Here is a 19714-nt window from a genome sequence, read left to right as displayed (position 1 = left end):
TTCTCCGGTGGACAGGGCCCTTTGGATGCGTAGGGCAACGGCCTGGCCCGGGCAGTACTGGATGCTGGTGCTGATGTGGATCAGGTCGTCGCTGGCCTACCCGGCGTCGTTCGCGCTGATGCTCGTCGGGTCGGCGCTGATGACGGTGACCGACTTCGTCGCGGTGCTGCTGATGTTCAGCCACATCGAGACGTTCGGCGGGTTCACGCTCGGCCAGATGGCGCTGCTCTACGGGACCGCGTCGATGACGCTGGGCCTCGCCGACCTGGTCACCGGGTCGATCGAACGCGTCGGCCAGCGGATCCGCACCGGCGACCTGGACGTCTGGCTGGTCCGGCCCGTGCCCGCGTTCATCCAGGCCGTCGCCGACAACTTCGCCCTGCGGCGCCTCGGCCGGCCGCTGCAGGCCGGGCTCGTCCTGGGACTCGGCATCGCCGCCGTCGACATCGACTGGACGGTGGCCAAGGTGCTGTTCCTGGCGCTGTCGCTGATCAGCGGCGCGCTCATCTTCGCGTCGATCTTCGTGCTCGGCGGAGCGTTCCAGTTCATCTCGATCGACTCCGCGGAGCTGGCGAACTCGTTCACCTACGGCGGGCAGCAGCTCACGCAGTACCCGCTGACCATCTTCGGCAAGGACATCGTGCGCGCGGTCACCTTCGTCGTACCGCTTGCCTTCGTCAACTACTACCCGGTGCTCTTCGTACTGGGCAAACCCGCCCCGCTGGGACTGCCGTCCTGGATCGGCCTGCTCGCCCCGGTGGTCGCCGTCGTGATGATCGCGCTGGCGTCGCTCGGCTGGCGGGGCGGTCTCCGTCGCTACCGCAGTACAGGGAGCTGATCCGTCGTGCCCGTCATCGAGCTGGACTCCGTGTCCCGCGCGTTCACCGTCTCCACCCGCACCGGCCTGCGGCGTACCCGGCGAGAGGTCCGCGCCGTCGACAGCCTGTCCTTCACCGTCGAACCCGGCGAGGTGATGGGCTACATCGGCCCGAACGGCGCCGGCAAGTCCACCACGATCAAGATGCTCACCGGCATCCTGGTCCCCACCGGAGGCACCATCCGGGTCGCCGGCGTCGACCCGTCCCGGCACCGGATGAACCTCGCCAAACGCATCGGCGTCGTCTTCGGCCAGCGCACCACCCTGTGGTGGGACCTGCCGCTGAAGGACTCCTACGCCGTCCTGCAGAAGATGTACGGCGTACCGCGCGCCCGGCACCGCGAGAACCTGGCCACCTTCGTCGACCTGCTCGACCTCGGCCACCTGCTCGACGTCCCCGTCCGCCAGCTCTCGCTCGGCCAGCGCATGCGCGGCGACATCGCCGCCGCCCTCCTGCACGACCCCGAGATCGTCTACCTCGACGAACCGACCATCGGCCTCGACATCGTCAGCAAGGCCCGCCTGCGCGAGTTCCTCGCCCAGCTCAACCGCGACCGCGGCACCACCGTCATCCTCACCACCCACGACCTCGACGACATCGAAGCCCTCTGCTCCCGCGTCATGGTCATCGACCACGGCCGCCAGGTCTACGACGGCACCCTCACCGGCCTCCGCGCCTCCCAGTCAGCCCCCCGCACGCTCGTGGTCGACCTCGCCACGTCCCTTCCACCGATCACCATCCAAGGCGCCACGGTCACCCGCACGGACGGCCCACGCCAGTGGCTCTCCTTCCCGCCCAGCACGTCGGCAGCGCCCCTGGTCGCGGAGATCGCCGCCCGGTACCCCCTGGTGGACCTGTCGGTACTGGAACCACCGATCGAGGCCATCATCGCGAAGCTGTACGCGGGTGCGGCGCGGTGAGGCTGGCGGCCAATGCCACGACTGGCGGCCAGTGCCGCGACTGGCGCCGTACAAGCCATCTACTGATCGTCGGAGGCGCCAGCCATCGCAGACGACGCCAGTCGTGCGGCGCTAGACAGCCGCTTCCTCAAGTGGGCAACGCGAAATGCACGATAGGACGACCGGACGGCGGACAATCGCGCAGCACAGGGAGATTTGTCGACCTGTCCATTTGGGTAAAGGTCCGCCATCTGCGACCGAATCCTCGGCCGACAGCGACATCGTCAGGGACGGTCGGCAGTAGCCGTCGCGAAGACGGTGTCAGGATCGAGGGTGTTGGTGTCGGCCTCCCAGGCGTGCAGGGCCTGGTTGAGGCCTTGGTTGTCCATCCGCCCGACTTCGTCCGCCACCAGCCGGCGGGCTTCGCCGACACCGATCTCGGTGAACGTGAGATTGCCGCCGACGAAGTACTCGTCCCGCAGGCCAAGGTTGAGGTGGAACTTGCCGGTGTTCGGGACGTAGGACCAGATGTCGGCGTCGATCAGGGCTACGACCCAGAGCGTTCGCTCAGCTTGCCTCGCCAGGAACAGCCTCGTCATGTCGTTCTCCCGTTGTCGTTGGTGCGTTCACTCGCCGGGTTGACACCTCTCGCGGGATGTCGCGTCGACTGGGCCGCCGTCCGGCGCGGCGGTCGTCGGTCCGAAGAACCGTATCGCCTGGCCTCTACCCGGCAGCCGCCCAGTTCAGTGAATGCGTCGAGACCGGCGGGTTGTCTCATCGCGGCAGAAAGCCGGACAGCTTCGGCAGTGGCCTCGGCGCGGACGGTTTTGGGCTGCGTTGGGTCGCGTTCGACGTGGTACAGGCCGGTGGTCCGTGTCTTGACCTGAATGGACTCCACCGAATGGAACTGAACCTCCACCTCGGTGCCGGTTGCCGTCCGCATGATGGCGTGGATGCCCTTGTAGCGGCTGCCGTCGACGTAGGACTGGTGCGCCGACTGGACCTGCCATCCGGTCTCCGCGAGCCTCGCCACGGTCTCGCGGGCGGAGTCGATCAGCCTGTCGGGGTGTTCGGTCACCACGGTGTACCGGAGTACGTCGTCGACCGGGAGTTGCATGTGCCGGTACTTCCACAGCTTTCGCGCCAGGGACTGGGGCGACTTGATTCGATGATCGAGTTCGTGGGGTACGTCTCCGGACCGGATCGCGTGCAGGAATTGCCGAGTTGCTTCGTCGTGATGTGCGAGAAGTCGTCTGAGCAGTGTGAAGCTTGCTGCGGTCGCCTCGGGGCCGAACTCCGCGACGATGTCCGCGCGCGTCGGAACCGGATCGCCCCAGTCGAGGTCGTGGCCTGCAGCTGAAAACTCCGCCTGCAGGTCCTCGGGCTCCGGCAGGTCGGGCGGGTTCGGCGTTGCAGGCATCTCGATCCCCCAGTGGTCGTCGTGCTTCGACGGTAGTCAGCGGGGGAGGGGCTGTGGGGTGGGAAATCCGGATCTGTGGATAAGTCGGGTGGGCTTCGGTTGTGTGGGGATCTTGGTACGGGCATGACTCGGGGTGGCTGGCTTCGTTGGGCAATCTGGGGTGGGGACCCAACCGGGCGTGGGGTGGAGAGGGTAGACAGGGTGTGGCGACGACGATGATCGGCCGGGTGCGTGGGGTGGCGCCGCCTGGGGACGAGGCGGGGTTTGTCGCGTGGGTGCGGCCGCATCTGCCGGCGATGGCCCGGTTGGCGGGGCGGCTGGCGGTGGGCGCCGATCGGGACGACGTCGTGCAGGAGGCGCTCGCGCGGGCCTGGTCGAAGTGGGGGCAGTACGACGCGACGCGGGGATCGGCGTCGGCGTGGTTGCTGGCGATCACCGCGGACCAGGCGCGCAAGGCGGCTCGGCGGGTGCGGCCGGTGGCCGACCTGGCGGACCACGACGGCGTCGCGCCGCGGGCCGATCTGGACGCTCGGCTGGATGTCGAGCAGGCGCTCGGGGTGCTGTCCGCGCGGCAGCGGCTGGCGGTGGACTGCTACTACTTCGCCGATCTGTCGGTGGCCGACACGGCGGCGGTGATGGGCTGCTCCGAAGGCACCGTGAAATCCACACTGTCCGACGCGCGGGCTCGCCTGCGCCGCTTGCTGGAGGTCAGCGAATGACACCGACCGACGAGGTCGACGAGCTGCTCGCACGGGCTGGTGCTCGCTGGCGGGCCGACCAGCCGTCGCCGCCGGAGCCCGATCTGGAGCGGATCACCGGACGGCGGGCGCCGCGTCGCTGGGTGGTTCCGGCGCTGGCGGCGGCGAGTGTGGCGGTCATCGCGACGGCAGCGCTGGTGGTGCTGCCGGACCGGAGCGAGCCGCCGCTGGCCATTGCCCCGGGCAACGACAAGGAACACCCGTTGCTCGTCCGTGACGGGGACCGGGTCGCGGTCGACGGGCAGGTGGTGGCCGCGCCGGGTGAGCCGGTTCAGTACTGCCTGCCGGTGTCCATGCCCACGCCGTACGTCGTACCGGGGGAGCAGCGTCCCGCCTGTGCGCCGGGTGAATCGGTGGAGGTGACGGGCGTCGATCTCGAGAAGCTGGCCAACGCAAGCACGATTCAGGGAGTCACGACGGGCCAGGCTCACTTGGTGGGCGTCTGGAACGGCGGCAAGATCGCGGTCGACGAGCAGAGTGCTCCGCGTCCGCCGGCTTCGGAGCAGGCGGAGAAGGTGCCGTGTGCGGCGCCGACCGGCGGGTGGAAGAAGGGCGACGCGTCGTTGTGGATCACGCCGGCCGTCGAGTCCTTCGTCCGGGCGCGCAGTGGACAGTTGCAGAATGCGTGGATCGGGTGGCCGGAGGGTTTTCCGACGGACACGACGCCCGGGGCGCCGCCGACCAAGCCGAGCGTGGTGATGATCGGGGTCGCGCGCGGGGACCTCGGGCAGGTGCGGCGTGCGCTGGATCCGTTGGTCGCCGGGAATCTCTGCGTCACGCAGGTGAAGCTGAGCCAGGCGGAGGCGGCCAAGCAGCACGCGGCGGTGGAGGCGTTGCCGCGCCAGCAGCTGGGCATCGCGTCGGTCGGCTTGGGCGCCGGCGACAAGCCGGTCCAGGTGACGCTGCGGGTGCTCGACGAGAAGACGCTCACCGCGCTGCGGCCGACCGGGCTCGACACGCTGGACCTGGACACCTACATCAAGCCGGCGCCGTAACCGGCTGACCCACAAGCTCGCCGGCACCACCGCCGGCGTACCGGTACCCGGCGACCACCGCCGGCGTACCGGTGCCAGCCGTCCTGGGTTAACCCACCAAACGCATGGTTGGCCCGCCAGAATCCGGTGGGCCAACCATGCATGTGGTGAGTTGACCCATCCGAGTGCGCTGTGGGTGCGTCGGGTTGCGCGGACGGCGACCACCCCCCCCGGCGGCCTGGGTTAACCCACCAAACGCATGGTTGGCCCGCCAGAATCCGGTGGGCCAACCATGCACCTGGTGGGTTAACCCATCAGAGTGCGCCAGGGGCGGCGGGGCGCTGGGCGCAGACGAGCCGCCCGGACCGGCCGTCAGCGGTCGTGGAAGAACTCGACCAGGATGCGGGCGGTCGCGGCCGGCTGCTCGATCGCGGGGGAGTGGCCCGCGCCGGCGATGACTTGCGGGCGTACGCCGAGGATGTCGGCCATCCGGTCCTGGACCGCGAGCGGCCAGCCGTCGTCGGACTCGCCGTACACGACCTGCGCGCGGACGCCGGATTTGGCCAGCTGCTCGGTCCGGTCCTCGGCGTCGATCAGCCGCTTGGTGATCGCGGACAGGCCGGCCGGAACGTTGCCGGTGAAGCGTTTGCGCAGGAACTCGGCGATCTCGGTGGCCGGCGCGACGTAGCGCGGCTCCTTGCTGTCGTGCTCGAGCTTCAGGTCGTACACCTGCTCGATCGGCAGGTTGTCGAGCCCGAAGGCGAGCATCTGCAAGCCCTGCACCTTCGCCTCGTCGCTGAACCCGCCCGGACCGGAGCAGAGCAGGGTGATGGTCGAGAACACCGACGGATCGGCCAGCACGGCTTCGCGCGCGACCAGACCGCCGAACGAGTGACCGACGAGCTGGCTGTAGCCGCCCAGCGCCTGACTCATCGCCACCACGTCCGCCGCGAGCTCCGTCAGCGTGTACGCCGAGGGGTCGGCCGGCCCGGGGGTTTCGTGCTGGCCGCGCTGGTCGACGGCGACCGTTCGCCAGCCGTACCGGGCGAGGTGGTCGACCAGTGGGGTGAAGTCCTCCTTGCTGCCGGTCCAGCCGGGGACCAGCAGCACCGTGCCGAGCGGCGTACCGACGTCCGGTACGGCTTGCAGGGTGGCGAAGCTGCCCCGCTCGGTCTCGAGGGTCGCGGGGCGAACCCCAGCTGGCAACGTCAGCGTGCGCGGCGTACTCACGGCTCCACGGTATCGGCTACTTGGCTCGCAGCAGGGTGGCGGTGGCCACAGCCAGCGCGGCGATGATGGCCACACTGACCAGTGCCGCAAGCTGTACGCCGTCCGTGTAGGCGCCGCGGGTCAGCGTCAGCAGCTCCTGCGCCAGCGGGCCGGGCAGGTGCTCGGCGATCGCCACTGCGCTGCCCAGCGTGTCACGCGCCTCGCTGGAAACGCCACTGGGCAAGGTCTGCTCGGTCACCTGGCTGCGGTAGACCGCCGTGACCAGACTGCCTGCTACTGCGACGCCCAAGGCCATACCGAACTCGGTGCCGGTCTCGCCCATGCCGGATGCGGCTCCAGCTCGCTCAGGTGGTGCACTGCCGACCACCAGGTCGTAGGTGAGAGCCAGTACGAGCTGGATGCCGAGACTGGCGATCGTCATGCCCACCACCACCTCGGTCCGGCCGGACAGGGCCATCAGCGCGAGGCCGGGGATGGCGACGAGGAAGCCGACAGTCATCGCAGTACCGGCGCGGAGCCAGCGGACGACCAGCGGACCGCCGAGCGTGCCAATGATCCCGGAGAAAGCCGAAGGCAGAGTCCACAGGCCTGCCTCCAGCGGGGACATGCCCAGCACCAGCTGGAAGTACTGCATCGCCAGGAACTGCATGGCGGCCAGTACGTACAGGCCGAAGGTCTGCGCGCCCAGGGAGACGCTGAAGGCGGCGTGGTGGAACAACCGCAGGTCCAGGAGCGGCTCCGCCAGCGTGAGCTGCCGCCGGACGAACACGTAGCCGGTGAGCAGGCCGGCGACCAGCACTACGACGGGGACCGAGTGCAGTCCGTCCTTGGCGGTCTCCTTGAGACCGTAGACGACGGCGATGATGGCGCCGGTGGAGAGCACGACGCTGGTCAGGTCGATCCGGCCGGCGCGGGGATTGCGGTACTCCGGCAGCAGCGGCCGGGCCACCGCGAGCAGGAGCAGCAGCGGGGGAATGCCGATCAGGAAGACCGAGCCCCAGTGGAAGTGCTCGAGCAGGGCGCCGCCGACCAGCGGTCCGGCGATGCCACCCACCATGAAGTTCGTCATCCAGATCGCGATCGCGAGCTGACGCTGCCGGGGATCGCGGAACATGTTGCTGAGCAGCGAGAGCGTGGACGGCATCAGCGTCGCCCCCGCCAGACCGAGCAGCGCCCGGGCCGCGATCAGCAACTCGGGGCTGGACGCGAAGGCGGCGATCGCCGACGCCAGCGCGAACCCGGCCGCACCGATCATCAGCAGCCGGCGACGGCCGATCCGGTCGCCGACCGTGCCCATCGTGATCAACAGTCCGGCCACCACGAAGCCGTAGACGTCGATGATCCACAGCAGTTGCGAACTGCTCGGGGCGAGGTCGGCGGTCAGGATCGGTGCGGCCAGGTGCAGCACGGTCATGTCCAGGCCGATCAGGATCGTCGGCAGCGCCAGGACGGCGAGGCCGAGCCACTCGCGCCGTCCGGCGCGCGGGGGTGTCAGCTGCAAGGTCTCGGTCATGCCGGCCATCCTGAAACTTCAACAAGGCTTGAAGTCAACAGGCGCCCCGGAACGCGGGCCGTTCCACGGTGCGGCACAATGGGCCGGGTGCCTCGCACACTCGCGGTCGCGAACCAGAAAGGCGGCGTGGCGAAGACCACCACCGTCGCGTCGTTGGGTGCTGCCCTGGCCGAGCTGGGTCAGCGCGTCCTGCTGGTCGACCTGGACCCGCAGGCCTGCCTGACCTTCTCGCTCGGCACCGATCCCGAGGACCTCGACGCCTCCCTGCACCACGTGCTGCTCGGCGAGCTGAAGGCACGCGACGTGCTGATCGGCGTCGACGCCGGTCCGGACCTGCTGCCCGCCACGATCGAGCTGGCGACGGCCGAGGTCCGGCTGGCCAGGGAAAGCGGTCCCGAGCAGGCGTTGCGGACCGCGCTGCGGCCGCTGAGTACGGCGTACGACTGGGTTCTGATCGACTGCCCGCCGACCCTCGGCCTGCTGACGGTGAACGGGTTGTCCGCGGCGTCGGAGGTGCTGATCCCGTTGCAGTGCGAGACGCTCGCGCACCGCGGGGTCGGCCAGCTGCTGGACACCATTCACGACGTCCAGCAGCTGACGAACCCCGGGCTCGAGGTGCTCGGCGTCCTGCCGACCCTGTACGACGGCCGGACGACGCACGCGCGCACGGTGCTGGAGACCATCGCCGACACCTACGCGCTGACGGTGCTGCAGCCGCCGATCCCGAAGTCGATCCGGTTCGCCGAGGCCCCGGCGATCGGCCAGACCATCCTGACCACCGCGCCGGCGACCTCCGGCGCGGCGGCGTACCGGGAACTGGCGAAGGCGCTGCTCTGACCCGGACTGCTCAGCCCCGGGCGGAGGTCAGGGCTGGTGGGAACCGGTCGGCGGGGTCGGACCGGAGGCGCCGGCAACCGCGGGGGCGGCGACCGGCGTACGGCGGAGGCGGTGACGGTAGCGCCAGAGCGGAATGCCGATCAGAGCGGCCACGATCAGGAACGGCAGCAGGGCGCCGACGGCGGTGGACAGCGCGAAGAACGTTGCAGTGAAGGCGTTCCAGCCGCCCTTCAGACCGGCCAGGAAGCCCTTGTCCTCCTTCTCCACGACCGGCGCCTTGCCCGGTTCGGTGATCACCAGGGTGAGGGTCGCGAGCTCGGTCTGCAGCGACAGGGCCTTCTGCTTGGCCAGCAGCGACTCCAGGTCGGCCTCGCGGCGGGTCAGCTCGGTCTCCACCGAGACGATCTCGGCGATCGACGACGCCTTGGCGAGCAGCGTGCGCATCCGCTCCAGGCTCGCGCGCTGGGAGGCGATCCTGCTGTCCACGTCGACCACCTGCTCGGTGACGTCGCTGGACTCCTGGTGGATCGAGGTCCGGGTCCCGAGCGCCGACAGGCGTTCGATCGCCGTCTCGTACGCCGGGGTGGGCACCTTGAGCACCAGGTTCGCGCGGGTGATGCGGCCGTCGTTCTCGCTGCCGGTGTCCTCGGAGGAGACCTGGCCGCGCAGCCCGGCGACGATCGTGATCGCGGCCTGCCGCTGCTTGTTCACGTCAGCGGTCTCGATCGTCAGCCTGCCGGTCTTGATGATCGCCCGGGTGACCGTCGGCTGAGCGGCCCCGCCGGCGCCGCTCTTGCTGTCGGTGCCCGCGCCGCTCTTGCCGGCACCGGCATCCTGCGGCTGAGCGTTGTCCGCCTGGGGCGCGGCCGCGCCCTCCGACGACGTCGCCTTGTCTCCACCGGCCCCGCACCCGGACAGCACCATGGCCGCAACCAGGAACATCCCTGCCACCGCGGCCCTGCCTCGCGTCCTCACCATTGCCACAACCTTCCCCTCGCCGGACTGTCCACCTAGGACGGTCCCGTGAGGGCGGCTGTTGCAGGCGGCCGGTCACCGTTCGGCCACGAACCGGTTTCGCCGACCGTGACCTGCACAGCGCGAACCCCGCTCAGCGTGTGCTGAACGGGGTCCGCGGAGTGGTCTGTTCGTGCTCGGACTACTCGGGCGCCGTGAAGGTCGGGGTGGTCGGTGCCGCCTTGCGCGTCCGAGTCCGCTTCGCCGGCTTGGCTTCGTCGGTGATCTCGTCAGCAGCAGCCGTCGGCTTCGCGGTCGCCTTCTTCGCAGCTGTTTTCTTGGCCGCAGTCTTCCGGGCCGCTCGCTTCGCAGGCTTCTCGGCGGCTGCGTCGTCCCCGGCGGCCTCAACGCCCGGCGCCGTCTCGTCAGCGACCGGCGTCGCAGTTGCCTTGCGCGTGCGCTTGGCTGCCGTCTTCTTCGCCGGTGCCTCGGCCGCGCTCGCCGCAGAGTCCTCGGCGACCGGCTCGGCAGCCGCTGCCTTGCGCGTCCGAGCCCGCTTCACCGGCTTCTCAGCCGGCACGTCAGCAGCCGTCTCCGCGGCAACCGGCTCAGCCGCCGTCGGCGCGGCAACCGGCTCAGCCGCCGCCTCGGCCGCGATCGGCTCCGCAGCTGCCGCCGCCTTGCGCGTACGCGTCCGCCTGGCCGGCTTCGCCTCGGCAGCCGTTGCAGCCTCGGTATCCGTTGCGACCTCGGCCGCCGGCTCGGCAGCGCCCGCCGCATCGGCGTTGTCTGCCTCAGCAGCCTTGGCTGCCGTCTTCCGGGTCCGAGTACGCCGCGCCGGCTTCTGCTCGGCCGCAGCGTTCGCCTCCGCAGCACCGCTCGCCTCAACCGAAGCAGCCGTCGCCACGTCCGCGCCGGGCTCCTGCCCGATGCCCGCGATGTCCGCAGCCTGGGCGTCGTCCGCGGTCTGCGCGTCCGTCCCCTTCGCCGCAGCCCTGCGGGTCCGCGTCCGCCGTGCGGCCTTCTGCTCGACCGCGGCCTCAGCCTGGACCGGCGCACCGGTCTCGGCGCCCGTGGCCGCAGCGGTGACGTCGGTCGAAGCGGTGACGTCGGTCGCAGCAGCCGGCTCAGCGGTGACCTGCTCGGTCGACGTGCTCGACTCGGCGCTCTCCGACGTACGCCGGCGGCGGTTGCGCTGACGGGGCTTGCGCTCGCGCACCCCTTCGCCGGCCTGCGACGACGACTCCTCGGTCGGCGGGACCTGCGTCTTCGCCGTCACGTCGGACTCGGACTTCGGCTCGTTGCCGACCACACCGTCCAGCGGGCGGCCGCTGCGGGTTCGCCGCCGGTTCCGGTTCCGCTTGCGGCCCGGCCGCTCGGACGACTCCGACGCCGGGCTGGAGCCGGCCTCGGCCTCGGACCGCCGCGGCGGGCGGTCCCGCTCCGGCTTGTCCTCGCGGGCGGCCTTGATCCGGCCCTTGGCGCTGGTCGGGATGCCGAGGTCGTGGTAGAGCTCCGGCGAGGTGGAGTAGATCTCCTGCGGCTCGTCGTACGGCAGGTCGAGCGCCTTGTTGATCGTCTTCCACCGGGTCACGTCGGCCCAGTCGACGAAGGTGACCGCGATCCCGCTCGCCCCGGCCCGGCCGGTGCGGCCGATCCGGTGGATGTAGGCCTTCTCGTCCTCGGGGCAGGTGTTGTTGATGACGTGCGTGACACCTTCGACGTCGATGCCGCGGGCGGCGACGTCGGTACAGATCAGCACGTCGATCTTGTCGCCGCGGAACCGGGTCAGCGCCCGCTCGCGGGCCTGCTGGTTCAGGTCGCCGTGGATCGCGGCGGCCTTGAAGCCGCGGTCGGCCAGGTCGTCGGTGAGCCGGCCCGCTTCGCGCTTGGTCCGGCAGAAGATCATCACCCGGCCGCGGTCCTCGGCCTGCAGGATCCGGGCCACCACCTCGGGCTTGTCCAGGTCGTGCGCGCGGTAGACGAACTGGGCCGTGGTCGGCACCATCTGGGTGTCCTCGTGCGACTCCGCGCGGATGTTCAGCGGGTGCCGCATGTGGGTGCGCGCCAGGCCGATCACGGCCGACGGCATCGTTGCCGAGAACAACATTGTCTGGCGCAGCTCCGGCGTCTTGCGCAGGATCCGTTCCACGTCGGGCAGGAAGCCCAGGTCGAGCATCTCGTCGGCCTCGTCGAGCACCAGCACCTTGATGTGGGACAGGTCCAGCACACCGCGGTTGGCCAGGTCGAGCAGCCGGCCCGGCGTACCGACGACGACGTCGACGCCGCTCTTCAGCATCTCCAGCTGCGGCTCGTACGCGACCCCGCCGTAGATGGTCAGGATCCGCACCGTGCGCACGGTGGAGGCGGTGGTCAGGTCCTTGGCCACCTGGATCGTCAGCTCACGGGTCGGCGTGACGACGAGGGCCTGCGGCTTGCCGGGCGCGGCCAGCTCTTCGTAGTCCGGTTCACCGGGGGAAATGGTCCGCTGCAGCAGCGGAATACCGAAACCGAGGGTCTTTCCGGTGCCGGTGCGGGCCTGACCGATCAGGTCGGTGCCCATCAGCGCGACGGGAAGCGTCATTTCCTGAATCGGAAACGGCTCCACGATGTTGACGCGGTCGAGCGCGTCGCAGATCTCGGGCAGCACGCCGAGCTCTCGGAAGGTGGTCAGGCTGATCGCCTCTCACATGCTTGTACGGACAGATGCACAGGGCCGGGCGCCTAGGGCATCGCTGCCCTTCATCGTGAGGCGCGGGACACTGTGCAAGCGGCTCGCACCAGCTGCCCATCTGGGCGCGTCACCGGCGAAACACCGTCCAGTGTAGCCGTAAAGCGCGCCGCCGCCTCCCGCCCGTTTCCCCTGCCGGTGCCGACGGGCCGATATGGTGCGGACCATGACCGAAACGACGGCCTTCGACGATCCCGCCTACCGGGCCGCGGCGGTGGATCTGCTGGGTGTGCTGGCGTACGGCGAGCTGACCGCGTTCGAGCGGATCGCCGAGGACGCCAAGCTCGCCCCGACCCTGAACGACAAGGCCCAGCTGGCCCAGCTGGCGACCACGGAGTTCGGCCACTTCGTGCAACTGCGTGACCGGCTGGTCGCGCTCGGTGTCGACCCGATGGACGCGATGCAGCCGTTCGTCACCCCGCTGGAGGCGTTCCACGACCACACCGCGCCGTCGGACTGGCTGGAGGGCCTGGTCAAGGCGTACGTCGGTGACGGCCTGGCGAACGACTTCTACCGCGAGATCGCCTCGTTCGTGGACGGGGAGACCCGGGCCCTGGTGCTCGAGGTGTTCGCGGACTCGGGCCAGGCGGAGTTCGTGGTGGACCGGGTCCGCTCCGCGATCGAGGAGGACCCCAAGCTGGGTGGCCGGCTGGCGCTGTGGGGCCGCCGACTGGTGGGCGAGGCGCTCAGCCAGGCCCAACGGATCGCCGCCGACCGCGACTCGCTGGCCTCGCTGCTGGCCGGTTCGGTCGACCGCCCCGGGCTCGACCTGGCCGCGATCGGCCGGATGTTCACCCGCCTCACCGAGGCGCACACCGCCCGGATGACGGCCCTCGGCCTGCAGCCCTGAGCGGCACACACGCCGACCGGCCGCCACCTGGAAGGTGGCGGCCGGTCGAGAAGGCGATGCGTGCGGTCAGACGGAACGAGTCCTCGACCGTCCGGTGACGGTCGCCGCGATGACGACCAGAACGGCCGCGACGACGATGCTGACGATCCAGCGGACCCAGTCGATGCCCGCAGTGGCCTCGACGCCGAGCGCTGCGGCGACGTAGTAGCCGATCAGCACACCGCCGATGCCGCACAGCACGGTGAGCCACAGGGGAATGTTGTCCCTGTCCCCGGGGGCGACGAATTTGCCGAGCAGACCGATGATGATACCGGCAACGATCACACCGATGATTTCCATGACGCTGGTTCCTCCTTGTGACGACCGCGTCTACGCGGCGCGACGAGGGTCTCGCCGCACCAGAACGGTTGCCGTTGGGCGACACGCTTAAACGTGTCCGGGTTCAGCCGTCGCCGGATCGCAATTCGGTCAGCTGCTCCGGCCGGAGCGAGTTACCTGCGGCGGCAGTCAGATCGCGCCGAAACCGACCTTGCGAATGGCCACCTCGCCGATCTCGACGTACGCGAGGCGGTCGGCCGGAATGATCACCCGGCGGCCCTTCTCGTCGGTGAGCTGCAACAGCCCGGTCTTGCCCGCCAGCGCCTCGGCGACGGTCGCTTGGACCTCGTCCGGGGTCTGCTCGCTTTCCAGCACCAACTCACGATTGGCGTGCTGCACGCCGATCTTGACCTCCACGGAACCCTCCCGGGCACGTTCCGACCGGCGGCTCTCGCCGGTACCTGTTCGAGCCTATCCGCTGCCGACCCGCAGCCCTCACCCGTCCGCCCAGAGCAGAACCCCGCGCGTCGGCGGGGCCGGGAGGTCAGCTCTCGGTGCGCGGGAACCCGCGGATGCCGCGCCAGGCCAGGCTGGCGACCAGGTCGGCCGCCTGCTCCTGGGTGAGCGTCGGGTTGTCCGAGGCGAGCCAGTAGCGGGCGCTGACCTGGGCCATGCCGACCAGGCTGACCGCGAGCACCATCGACTGCTCCTTGCTCAGGCCGGCGTCGGCGCTGATGACCTCGGAGCAGGCCTCGGCGCACGCCTGGGTGACTCGGTCGACCCGCTCCCGCACGGCGGTCTCGTTGGTCAGGTCGGACTCGAAGACCAGCCGGAAGGCGCCTTGGGCGTTCGCGACGTAGTCGAAGAAGGCGTGAATGGTCGCCGCGACCCGCTGCTTGTTGTCGTCGGTGGAGCGCAGCGCCTCGCGGACGGAGGCGATGATCGCGTCGCAGGAGGTGTCCAGCAGCGCGAGGTAGAGGTCCAGCTTGCCGGGGAAGTGCTGGTACAGGACCGGCTTCGAGACGCCGGCGCGGTCGGCGATGTCGTCCATCGCGGCGGCGTGGTAGCCGTTCGCCACGAAGACCTCCTGGGCCGCCTCGAGCAACTGCGCGCGGCGGGCCAGCCGGGGCAGGCGGCTGCCGCGCTTCGGTGCGGTCTCCGGTGTCGTCGACACGTCGGCTCCTTCAGTGGTGCGGCACCGGCGGCCAAGCCCCCGGTGGTGTATACCGGTCGAATCCTACCCAGCGGTGTGCCCGGCCAGTAGCTTCGCCACCGGCCGGGCACCTGGTCAGCGGTAGTCGTCCTCGCCGCCCTCGCCCAGTGACCGGCGCTGCTCGTCGACGTCGGCCGGGTTCGCCTCGACCGGCACGTCGCCGGTGGGCTCGTCGCGTTCCTCCAGACCAGACGAGGACTGGTACTGCTCCAGGACGTCGGCCTCCGGAGCTTCGTCAGGGACCTCGACACCGGGCTCGGACATGGTGCGTCTCCTTTCATGGGTGACTCAGGGGGTGGGTCAGGGGGTCAGGACGGCAATGGCCGCGGGTCGTCGTACAGGTCCTCCAGTACGTCGCCGTACTGCTCGACGCGGGCCAGCACCTCGTGCGGCAGGAAGGTCAGCTCGGCCTGGTCGGTGGCCGCGGCGACCTCGTCCCAGTCGATCGGGGTGGACACCCTGGGTTCCTCGGCGCCGCGCAGCGAGTACGGCGCGAGCGTGGTCTTGGCACTGGCGTTCTGGCTCCAGTCGATGAACACCTTGCCGGGTCGCAGCGCCTTTGTCATGTTCGCGGTCACGTTCTCCGGCAGCGCCTCGGCCAGCTGCTCCGCGAGTTGCTTGGCGAACGCGCTGGTCGCCCGCGACGAGGCCGGCTCGATCGGCACGTACAGGTGCATGCCCTTGTTGCCGGAGGTCTTCGGCCAGCCCTCCAGCCCGTAGTGACCGAGCAGCTCCCGCAGGGCGAGCGCCACGTCGCAGCACTCGACGATGGTGACTCCGGGCCCCGGGTCGAGGTCGAACACGACCAGGTCGGCCTGCGGGTCCTTGCCGTCGTCGGACAGCCCGATCCGCCACTGCGGGACGTGCAGCTCCAGCGCGGCCAGGTTCGCCAGCCACACGATCGTCTGCACGTCGTCGGCGATCACGAAGTCCGCCTCGTCCCGGCCGGTGGAGCTGCCGGGCGTCGGCAGGGTCACGGTGCGCACCCAGTCCGGCGTACCGCGCGGTGCGTTCTTCTCGAAGAAGTACGCCGCGCCGGTGCCGTCCGGCCAGCGTTTGCGGGTCAGCGGCCGGTCCGTCAGGTGCGGCAGCAGCAGCGGGGCGATCTGGTGGTAGTAGTCGATCACCTCCGCCTTCGTGAAACCTGTCTGCGGGTAGAGCACTTTGCCGAGGTTGGTGAGCTTCATCGTCTGCCCGTCGACCTCGGTGGTCAGTTGGGTGGGTCCGGCCGCCATGACTCCCAGTGTCCAGTGTCGGACCGGCCTAACATGGCTTTGTGGACAGTTACGGGTCGGTAACCGGCACTTCGGTGCCGTTGGGCACTCAGGCATGGCCGGACCGTACGGTGCCGGTCGCAGGCGTGGACGTGCTGGTCAGGGACATTCCCGGCGCGTCGCCGAACCTGCCGCCGGCACTGTTCGTGCACGGCCTCGGCGGGTCGTCGCTGAACTGGACCACGCTCGGCCTGCTGCTGAGTGACACCGTGCGCGGCATCGCTCCCGACCTGCCGGGCTTCGGCCGGACGCCGCCGGCCCCGCGCGGCGGGATCAACGACCAGGCAGACGTGGTCGCAAAGCTGTGGGACGCCGAGTTCGGCGACGAGCCGATCCACCTGTTCGGCAACTCGATGGGCGGCACGGTCGCGGTGACGCTGGCGGCCCGCCGGCCCGAGCGGGTGGCGTCGCTGACGCTGGTCTCCCCGGCGCTGCCGCATCCCCGCGCCTCCGCGATCGCGCTCTGGTTCGCCGCGCTGTCCACCCCGCGGCTGGGCAAGGTGGTGATCGAGCGCAGCAAGCAGCTGCCGTTCGAGCGCCGGGTGCAGGCCGGCTACGCGATGATCTTCGGCGAGCCCGACCGGCTGCCGCCCGAGGTGCGGCAGGCGTACGAGGAAGAGCTTCGGATGCGTGACACGCAGCCTTGGGGTCCGCAGGCCACGCTGGACGGGGCCCGCAGCCTGCTGCTGTCGTACCTGGCTCCGCCGCGCCGCTCGCTGTGGGTGGACACGGCGAAGGTGACCTGCCCGGTCCTGCTCGTGTACGGCGGCCGCGACCGGCTGGTCAACGCGGGCATCCGGACCAAGGCGCAGCGCTCCTTCCCCGACGCCCGGCTGCTCTACCTGCCGCGGACCGGCCACGTCGCCCAGATGGAGCATCCGCAGGAGGTCGCGCGCGCCTTCCGCCAGCTCATCGGCTGACGGCCGGCCGGGGGTGCACACAATCGGCCGGCGGGCATCCGACCCTGGCATGACCACCGGTCCGACCATGGCATGATCTTCGTCCCGATCCGTTGACCGGGACAACCATCCGGCCGCGCCCGGGGTCTGACGGACGACCTGTTCGTCGACGAAGGGAAGCTCGTGCGGTTGATCGGCAGCACCACACTGTCGCTGGGGATGGTCGCACTGCTGGGTGGCGCGTGGGCGGCGCCGGCCGCGCTCGCCGCGCCGCCCGCGCCACCCCAATCTGTTGCTCAAGGCAAGAATTGGACGGTGGACCCGGTCGCCGGCGGCTACCGGGTCACGCTCCGGCTGGACCGGCCGGCCCCGCTGCGGGACGCGTTGCCGCTGCTCGCGGTCGACGGCCGTACCGTCGGGGTGGCCCGGCAGTCGGCCGACCGGCGCAGCGTCTCACTGATCAGTCAGGATCCTGCGGTGCTCCGTGCCCGGACCGTCGCGCTGGTCTGGTCGGGTGATCCCGCCCCCGGCAGCAAGCGCTCGATGGCGGCGCCCGGTCCGACCGACGCCGACTGGCTGAAGGCGCCGCAGGGAACAGCGCTCGGGGACGACCCCGGCGCGAAGGGCAGGTACCAGGTCGAGACCGCCGAGTACGACCTCGGCGCGGAGGCGACGTACCTGCCCGGGCTGGGCCAAAAGGCCGAGCTGGTCGGCAAGGTCTACTCGCCGCGGCATGCGACCGGTCCGCGGCCCTTGGTCGTCTTCCTGCACGGCCGGCACCAGTTCTGCTACGGCGGTGACGAGAGCGAACCGTTCCCGACCAAGCCGTGGCCGTGCACCGGTAGCTGGAAGCCAGTGCCGAGCTACCGCGGGTACGACGGCCCGGCCGAGGCTCTGGCCAGCCACGGCTACCAGGTCGTGTCGATCAGCGCGAACGCGGTCAACGCCTACGACGGCGACGCGTACGACGCGGGCGCGCAGGCCCGCGCCGAGCTGGTCCTCGACCACCTGAGCCTGTGGAAGAAGTGGTCCACCGTCGGCGGCGGACCGTTCGGCACCAAGTTCGTCGGCAAGGTGAACCTGCGCAACGTCGGCCTGATGGGCCACTCGCGAGGCGGTGAGGGAGTTGCTCGCGCGGCCGTGCTCAACGCGGACCGCGGCGGCCGGTACGGCATCCGGGCCGTGCTGCCGCTGGCACCGACCGACTTCGCCCGGGCGACCGTGCCCGGTGTCGCGATGAGCGTCGTGCTGCCGTACTGCGACGGTGACGTCTCCGACCTGCAAGGCCAGAAGTTCTACGACGACACCCGGTACTCCGTGGCCGGCGACAACGCGCCGCGCTCGACCGTCACCGTGCTCGGGGCGAACCACAACTACTTCAACACCGAATGGACGCCCGGTCAGTCCACCGCGCCGGCCAACGACGACTGGTGGGGCGAGCCCGGCGACTCACCCTGTGGCGAGAAGTACCAGGGCCGCCTGACCGCCAAGGAGCAGCAGGCCGTGGGTACGGCGTACGTGGCGGGGTTCTTCCGGCTCCAGCTCGGTCACGAGAAGCAGCTGCTGCCGTTGCTCGACGGGTCGAGCACCCGCGCGGCCTCGGCTGGGCGGGCTGTCGTCCGGGTGGTCGCGCAGGCTCCTGCCGCCGACCGTCGGGACCTGAGCCGGCTTGACCAGCCACTGCCGGCTGGAGCGGTCTCCGGTAGCGCGAAGACCACGATCTGCTCCGCCAACTGCGCGGGCACGACCACTGACGGGGCTCAGTCGCCGCACTGGATCGAGGCCTACTTCGCAGCCAAGACGCCGACCCTGGCAGTCACGAAGCTGAGCTGGACCGGCAAGAACGGCGTACTGCGGGTTCCGGTGGCCGCGGGACAGCGTGACATCCGCCGGTACGCCGCTCTGACGTTCCGCGCCGCGCCGGACCCGGATGGAGCGCCCCGGACCGACCTGAGCGTCCGGGTGGTCGACGGGCACGGCCGGGCGGTCTCGGTCCCGGCCTCAGCTCTCGGCGACGCGCTCGTCCGGCTGCCGGGCGCGAACGGCTCCGGCGTACCGAAGAACCTGCTGCGGACCGTGCGACTGCCGATCACCGCGCTGAAGGGCATCGACCTGCGCGACGTGCGGACCGTCGAACTGCGCACCGACCGGGTCGCGCGCGGGTCCGTGCTGCTGAGTGACCTGTCGTTCTCCCGGCCCGGCGTCGGCACCTCCGGCCCGGCCAGTCTGCTGCCGAAGCTGTCCGCCTCCAGCGTGAAGGTCCGGGAGGGCGACACCGGCACGCAGTACGTCGACTTCTGGGTGAGCATGTCCCGGCCGAGCATCCGCCCGGTCAGCGTGTACGCCGAGACCAACGGCGAGCTGGGCTCGGTCGTGGGCGAGGTCGCCAGGCAGGTGGTCTTCAAGCCCGGCCAGACCCGGCAGAAGATCACCGTGCCGATCAAGGCGAACACCCGGGACAGCTTCGACCTCCGGTTCAGTCTGGTGCTCTCCGTGCCGCGGGACGGGCTGCTGAAGCAGTCGTTCGGGCACGGCCTGGTGATCGACGACGACCCGACGCCGAAGGTGACGGTCGGGCCGGCCACCGCGGTGGAAGGCGCCGAGTTCCTGGAGTTCCCGATCACGCTGGCGGCGCCCAGTGACCAGTACGTCTCCATCAACGGCGAACTGAAGGACGGCTCCGCGACGCTCGGCAAGGACTTCGAGAGCGGGTACGAGGCTCCGCCGGTCCGCTGGGTGGACGGGTACGTCGAACCGGGCCGGACCAAGGGTGTGCTCCAGGTCCGGATCGTCGACGACAAGGTCAAGGAGCCGACCGAGAGCTTCACCGCGCAGCTGACGTCGATCGAGGGCGGCGAGCTCGACCTGCCGTCAACGGTCATCGGCACGATCCGCGACGACGACTGACGCGAGCCTGAACCTCCACCACTCGCCAACCCCAGTGGGAAAGGCTTCCCGCGCTCCCG

The 19714-nt window shown here is 70.3% G+C and carries 19 protein-coding genes; 8 read left to right on the top strand and 11 right to left on the bottom strand.

Annotated elements, in window-relative coordinates:
* Window positions 1-25 precede the first annotated feature (25 nt).
* A complete protein-coding gene (locus KFLA_RS26625; RefSeq protein WP_012922940.1) occupies window positions 26-838 on the top strand; it encodes an ABC transporter permease in 813 nt (270 codons plus the stop codon).
* Between the two features lie 6 nt (window positions 839-844).
* A complete protein-coding gene (locus KFLA_RS26620) occupies window positions 845-1798 on the top strand; it encodes an ABC transporter ATP-binding protein (RefSeq protein WP_012922939.1) in 954 nt (317 codons plus the stop codon).
* Window positions 1799-2061: 263 nt separating this feature from the next.
* Here the strand turns inward: KFLA_RS26620 and KFLA_RS26615 are convergent, their stop codons facing one another.
* Window positions 2062-2376 (bottom strand): hypothetical protein, encoded by a 315-nt coding sequence (locus KFLA_RS26615; protein WP_012922938.1) that lies wholly within the window; start codon window positions 2374-2376, stop codon window positions 2062-2064.
* Window positions 2373-3197 (bottom strand): hypothetical protein, encoded by an 825-nt coding sequence (locus KFLA_RS26610; RefSeq protein ID WP_012922937.1) that lies wholly within the window; start codon window positions 3195-3197, stop codon window positions 2373-2375. Before KFLA_RS26610 ends, KFLA_RS26615 begins: the two co-directional genes overlap by 4 nt.
* A gap of 203 nt (window positions 3198-3400) precedes the next feature.
* Between KFLA_RS26610 and KFLA_RS26605 the strand changes: the two genes are divergently transcribed.
* Both KFLA_RS26605 and KFLA_RS26600 read left to right on the top strand, forming a co-directional pair.
* The gene (locus KFLA_RS26605) at window positions 3401-3916 is read left to right on the top strand and encodes an RNA polymerase sigma factor (RefSeq protein WP_237706603.1); all 516 of its coding nucleotides are present in this window, start codon (window positions 3401-3403) and stop codon (window positions 3914-3916) included.
* Window positions 3913-4950 carry a hypothetical protein gene (locus tag KFLA_RS26600; RefSeq protein ID WP_012922935.1) on the top strand — a complete coding sequence of 346 codons (1038 nt, stop codon included), beginning with the start codon at window positions 3913-3915 and terminating at the stop codon, window positions 4948-4950. The genes KFLA_RS26605 and KFLA_RS26600 overlap by 4 nt, the downstream gene beginning before the upstream one ends.
* A gap of 351 nt (window positions 4951-5301) precedes the next feature.
* Here KFLA_RS26600 and KFLA_RS26595 read toward each other — a convergent pair whose 3' ends face one another.
* Window positions 5302-6159 carry an alpha/beta fold hydrolase gene (locus KFLA_RS26595; RefSeq protein ID WP_012922934.1) on the bottom strand — a complete coding sequence of 286 codons (858 nt, stop codon included), beginning with the start codon at window positions 6157-6159 and terminating at the stop codon, window positions 5302-5304.
* Between the two features lie 16 nt (window positions 6160-6175).
* Window positions 6176-7672 (bottom strand): MFS transporter, encoded by a 1497-nt coding sequence (locus KFLA_RS26590; RefSeq protein WP_012922933.1) that lies wholly within the window; start codon window positions 7670-7672, stop codon window positions 6176-6178.
* A gap of 78 nt (window positions 7673-7750) precedes the next feature.
* Between KFLA_RS26590 and KFLA_RS26585 the strand changes: the two genes are divergently transcribed.
* Window positions 7751-8509, top strand: coding sequence for a ParA family protein (locus KFLA_RS26585; protein WP_012922932.1), 759 nt, complete (start codon window positions 7751-7753; stop codon window positions 8507-8509).
* A 27-nt stretch (window positions 8510-8536) separates the two neighbouring features.
* Here KFLA_RS26585 and KFLA_RS26580 read toward each other — a convergent pair whose 3' ends face one another.
* Both KFLA_RS26580 and KFLA_RS26575 read right to left on the bottom strand, forming a co-directional pair.
* A complete protein-coding gene (locus KFLA_RS26580) occupies window positions 8537-9487 on the bottom strand; it encodes a DUF4349 domain-containing protein (RefSeq protein WP_041289495.1) in 951 nt (316 codons plus the stop codon).
* A 178-nt stretch (window positions 9488-9665) separates the two neighbouring features.
* Window positions 9666-12047 carry a DEAD/DEAH box helicase gene (locus KFLA_RS26575; RefSeq protein ID WP_148256742.1) on the bottom strand — a complete coding sequence of 794 codons (2382 nt, stop codon included), beginning with the start codon at window positions 12045-12047 and terminating at the stop codon, window positions 9666-9668.
* 313 nt (window positions 12048-12360) lie between these two features.
* Here KFLA_RS26575 and KFLA_RS26570 point away from each other — a divergent pair, with 313 nt between their 5' ends.
* Window positions 12361-13044 (top strand): ferritin-like fold-containing protein, encoded by a 684-nt coding sequence (locus KFLA_RS26570; RefSeq protein WP_148256741.1) that lies wholly within the window; start codon window positions 12361-12363, stop codon window positions 13042-13044.
* Window positions 13045-13110: 66 nt separating this feature from the next.
* Here the strand turns inward: KFLA_RS26570 and KFLA_RS26565 are convergent, their stop codons facing one another.
* From KFLA_RS26565 to ligD, 5 genes are all read right to left on the bottom strand, one after another.
* Window positions 13111-13383: a hypothetical protein gene (locus KFLA_RS26565; RefSeq protein ID WP_012922928.1), complete on the bottom strand. Its 273-nt coding sequence runs from the start codon at window positions 13381-13383 to the stop codon at window positions 13111-13113.
* A gap of 168 nt (window positions 13384-13551) precedes the next feature.
* On the bottom strand, window positions 13552-13779 hold the full coding sequence (locus KFLA_RS26560; RefSeq protein ID WP_012922927.1) for a DUF3107 domain-containing protein: 228 nt from the start codon (window positions 13777-13779) through the stop codon (window positions 13552-13554).
* A gap of 127 nt (window positions 13780-13906) precedes the next feature.
* Window positions 13907-14536 carry a TetR/AcrR family transcriptional regulator gene (locus tag KFLA_RS26555; RefSeq protein ID WP_012922926.1) on the bottom strand — a complete coding sequence of 210 codons (630 nt, stop codon included), beginning with the start codon at window positions 14534-14536 and terminating at the stop codon, window positions 13907-13909.
* 114 nt (window positions 14537-14650) lie between these two features.
* Window positions 14651-14839, bottom strand: a complete 189-nt coding sequence (locus KFLA_RS26550) for a hypothetical protein (protein ID WP_012922925.1) — start codon at window positions 14837-14839, stop codon at window positions 14651-14653.
* Window positions 14840-14883: 44 nt separating this feature from the next.
* Complete coding sequence (gene ligD, locus KFLA_RS26545) at window positions 14884-15810, bottom strand: non-homologous end-joining DNA ligase (RefSeq protein ID WP_012922924.1); 927 nt, start codon at window positions 15808-15810, stop codon at window positions 14884-14886.
* Between the two features lie 110 nt (window positions 15811-15920).
* On the opposite strand from ligD, the gene KFLA_RS26540 reads away from it, so the two are divergent.
* Window positions 15921-16769: an alpha/beta fold hydrolase gene (locus tag KFLA_RS26540; RefSeq protein ID WP_237706602.1), complete on the top strand. Its 849-nt coding sequence runs from the start codon at window positions 15921-15923 to the stop codon at window positions 16767-16769.
* Between the two features lie 198 nt (window positions 16770-16967).
* Entirely contained in the window at window positions 16968-19655 is a 2688-nt protein-coding gene (locus KFLA_RS26535; RefSeq protein WP_148257092.1) for a Calx-beta domain-containing protein, read from the top strand.
* Window positions 19656-19714 lie beyond the last annotated feature (59 nt).

The sequence above is a fragment of the Kribbella flavida DSM 17836 genome, from assembly GCF_000024345.1.
Classification (GTDB): domain Bacteria; phylum Actinomycetota; class Actinomycetes; order Propionibacteriales; family Kribbellaceae; genus Kribbella; species Kribbella flavida.
Note: the sequence above shows the minus strand (reverse complement) of the source record. Positions and strands in the feature narration are given on the sequence as shown.

Bases quoted from the DNA above. Each gene is read 5' to 3' on its own strand.
- KFLA_RS26625 (WP_012922940.1), top strand. From the start codon at position 26: ATGCGTAGGGCAACGGCCTGGCCCGGGCAGTACTGGATGCTGGTGCTG.
- KFLA_RS26615 (WP_012922938.1), bottom strand. From the start codon at position 2,376: ATGACGAGGCTGTTCCTGGCGAGGCAAGCTGAGCGAACGCTCTGGGTC.
- KFLA_RS26610 (WP_012922937.1), bottom strand. From the start codon at position 3,197: ATGCCTGCAACGCCGAACCCGCCCGACCTGCCGGAGCCCGAGGACCTG.
- KFLA_RS26600 (WP_012922935.1), top strand. From the start codon at position 3,913: ATGACACCGACCGACGAGGTCGACGAGCTGCTCGCACGGGCTGGTGCT.
- KFLA_RS26590 (WP_012922933.1), bottom strand. From the start codon at position 7,672: ATGACCGAGACCTTGCAGCTGACACCCCCGCGCGCCGGACGGCGCGAG.
- KFLA_RS26585 (WP_012922932.1), top strand. From the start codon at position 7,751: ATGGGCCGGGTGCCTCGCACACTCGCGGTCGCGAACCAGAAAGGCGGC.
- KFLA_RS26580 (WP_041289495.1), bottom strand. From the start codon at position 9,487: ATGGTGAGGACGCGAGGCAGGGCCGCGGTGGCAGGGATGTTCCTGGTT.
- KFLA_RS26575 (WP_148256742.1), bottom strand. From the start codon at position 12,047: ATGACGCTTCCCGTCGCGCTGATGGGCACCGACCTGATCGGTCAGGCC.
- KFLA_RS26570 (WP_148256741.1), top strand. From the start codon at position 12,361: ATGACCGAAACGACGGCCTTCGACGATCCCGCCTACCGGGCCGCGGCG.
- KFLA_RS26565 (WP_012922928.1), bottom strand. From the start codon at position 13,383: ATGGAAATCATCGGTGTGATCGTTGCCGGTATCATCATCGGTCTGCTC.
- KFLA_RS26550 (WP_012922925.1), bottom strand. From the start codon at position 14,839: ATGTCCGAGCCCGGTGTCGAGGTCCCTGACGAAGCTCCGGAGGCCGAC.
- ligD (WP_012922924.1), bottom strand. From the start codon at position 15,810: ATGGCGGCCGGACCCACCCAACTGACCACCGAGGTCGACGGGCAGACG.
- KFLA_RS26535 (WP_148257092.1), top strand. From the start codon at position 16,968: ATGGTCGCACTGCTGGGTGGCGCGTGGGCGGCGCCGGCCGCGCTCGCC.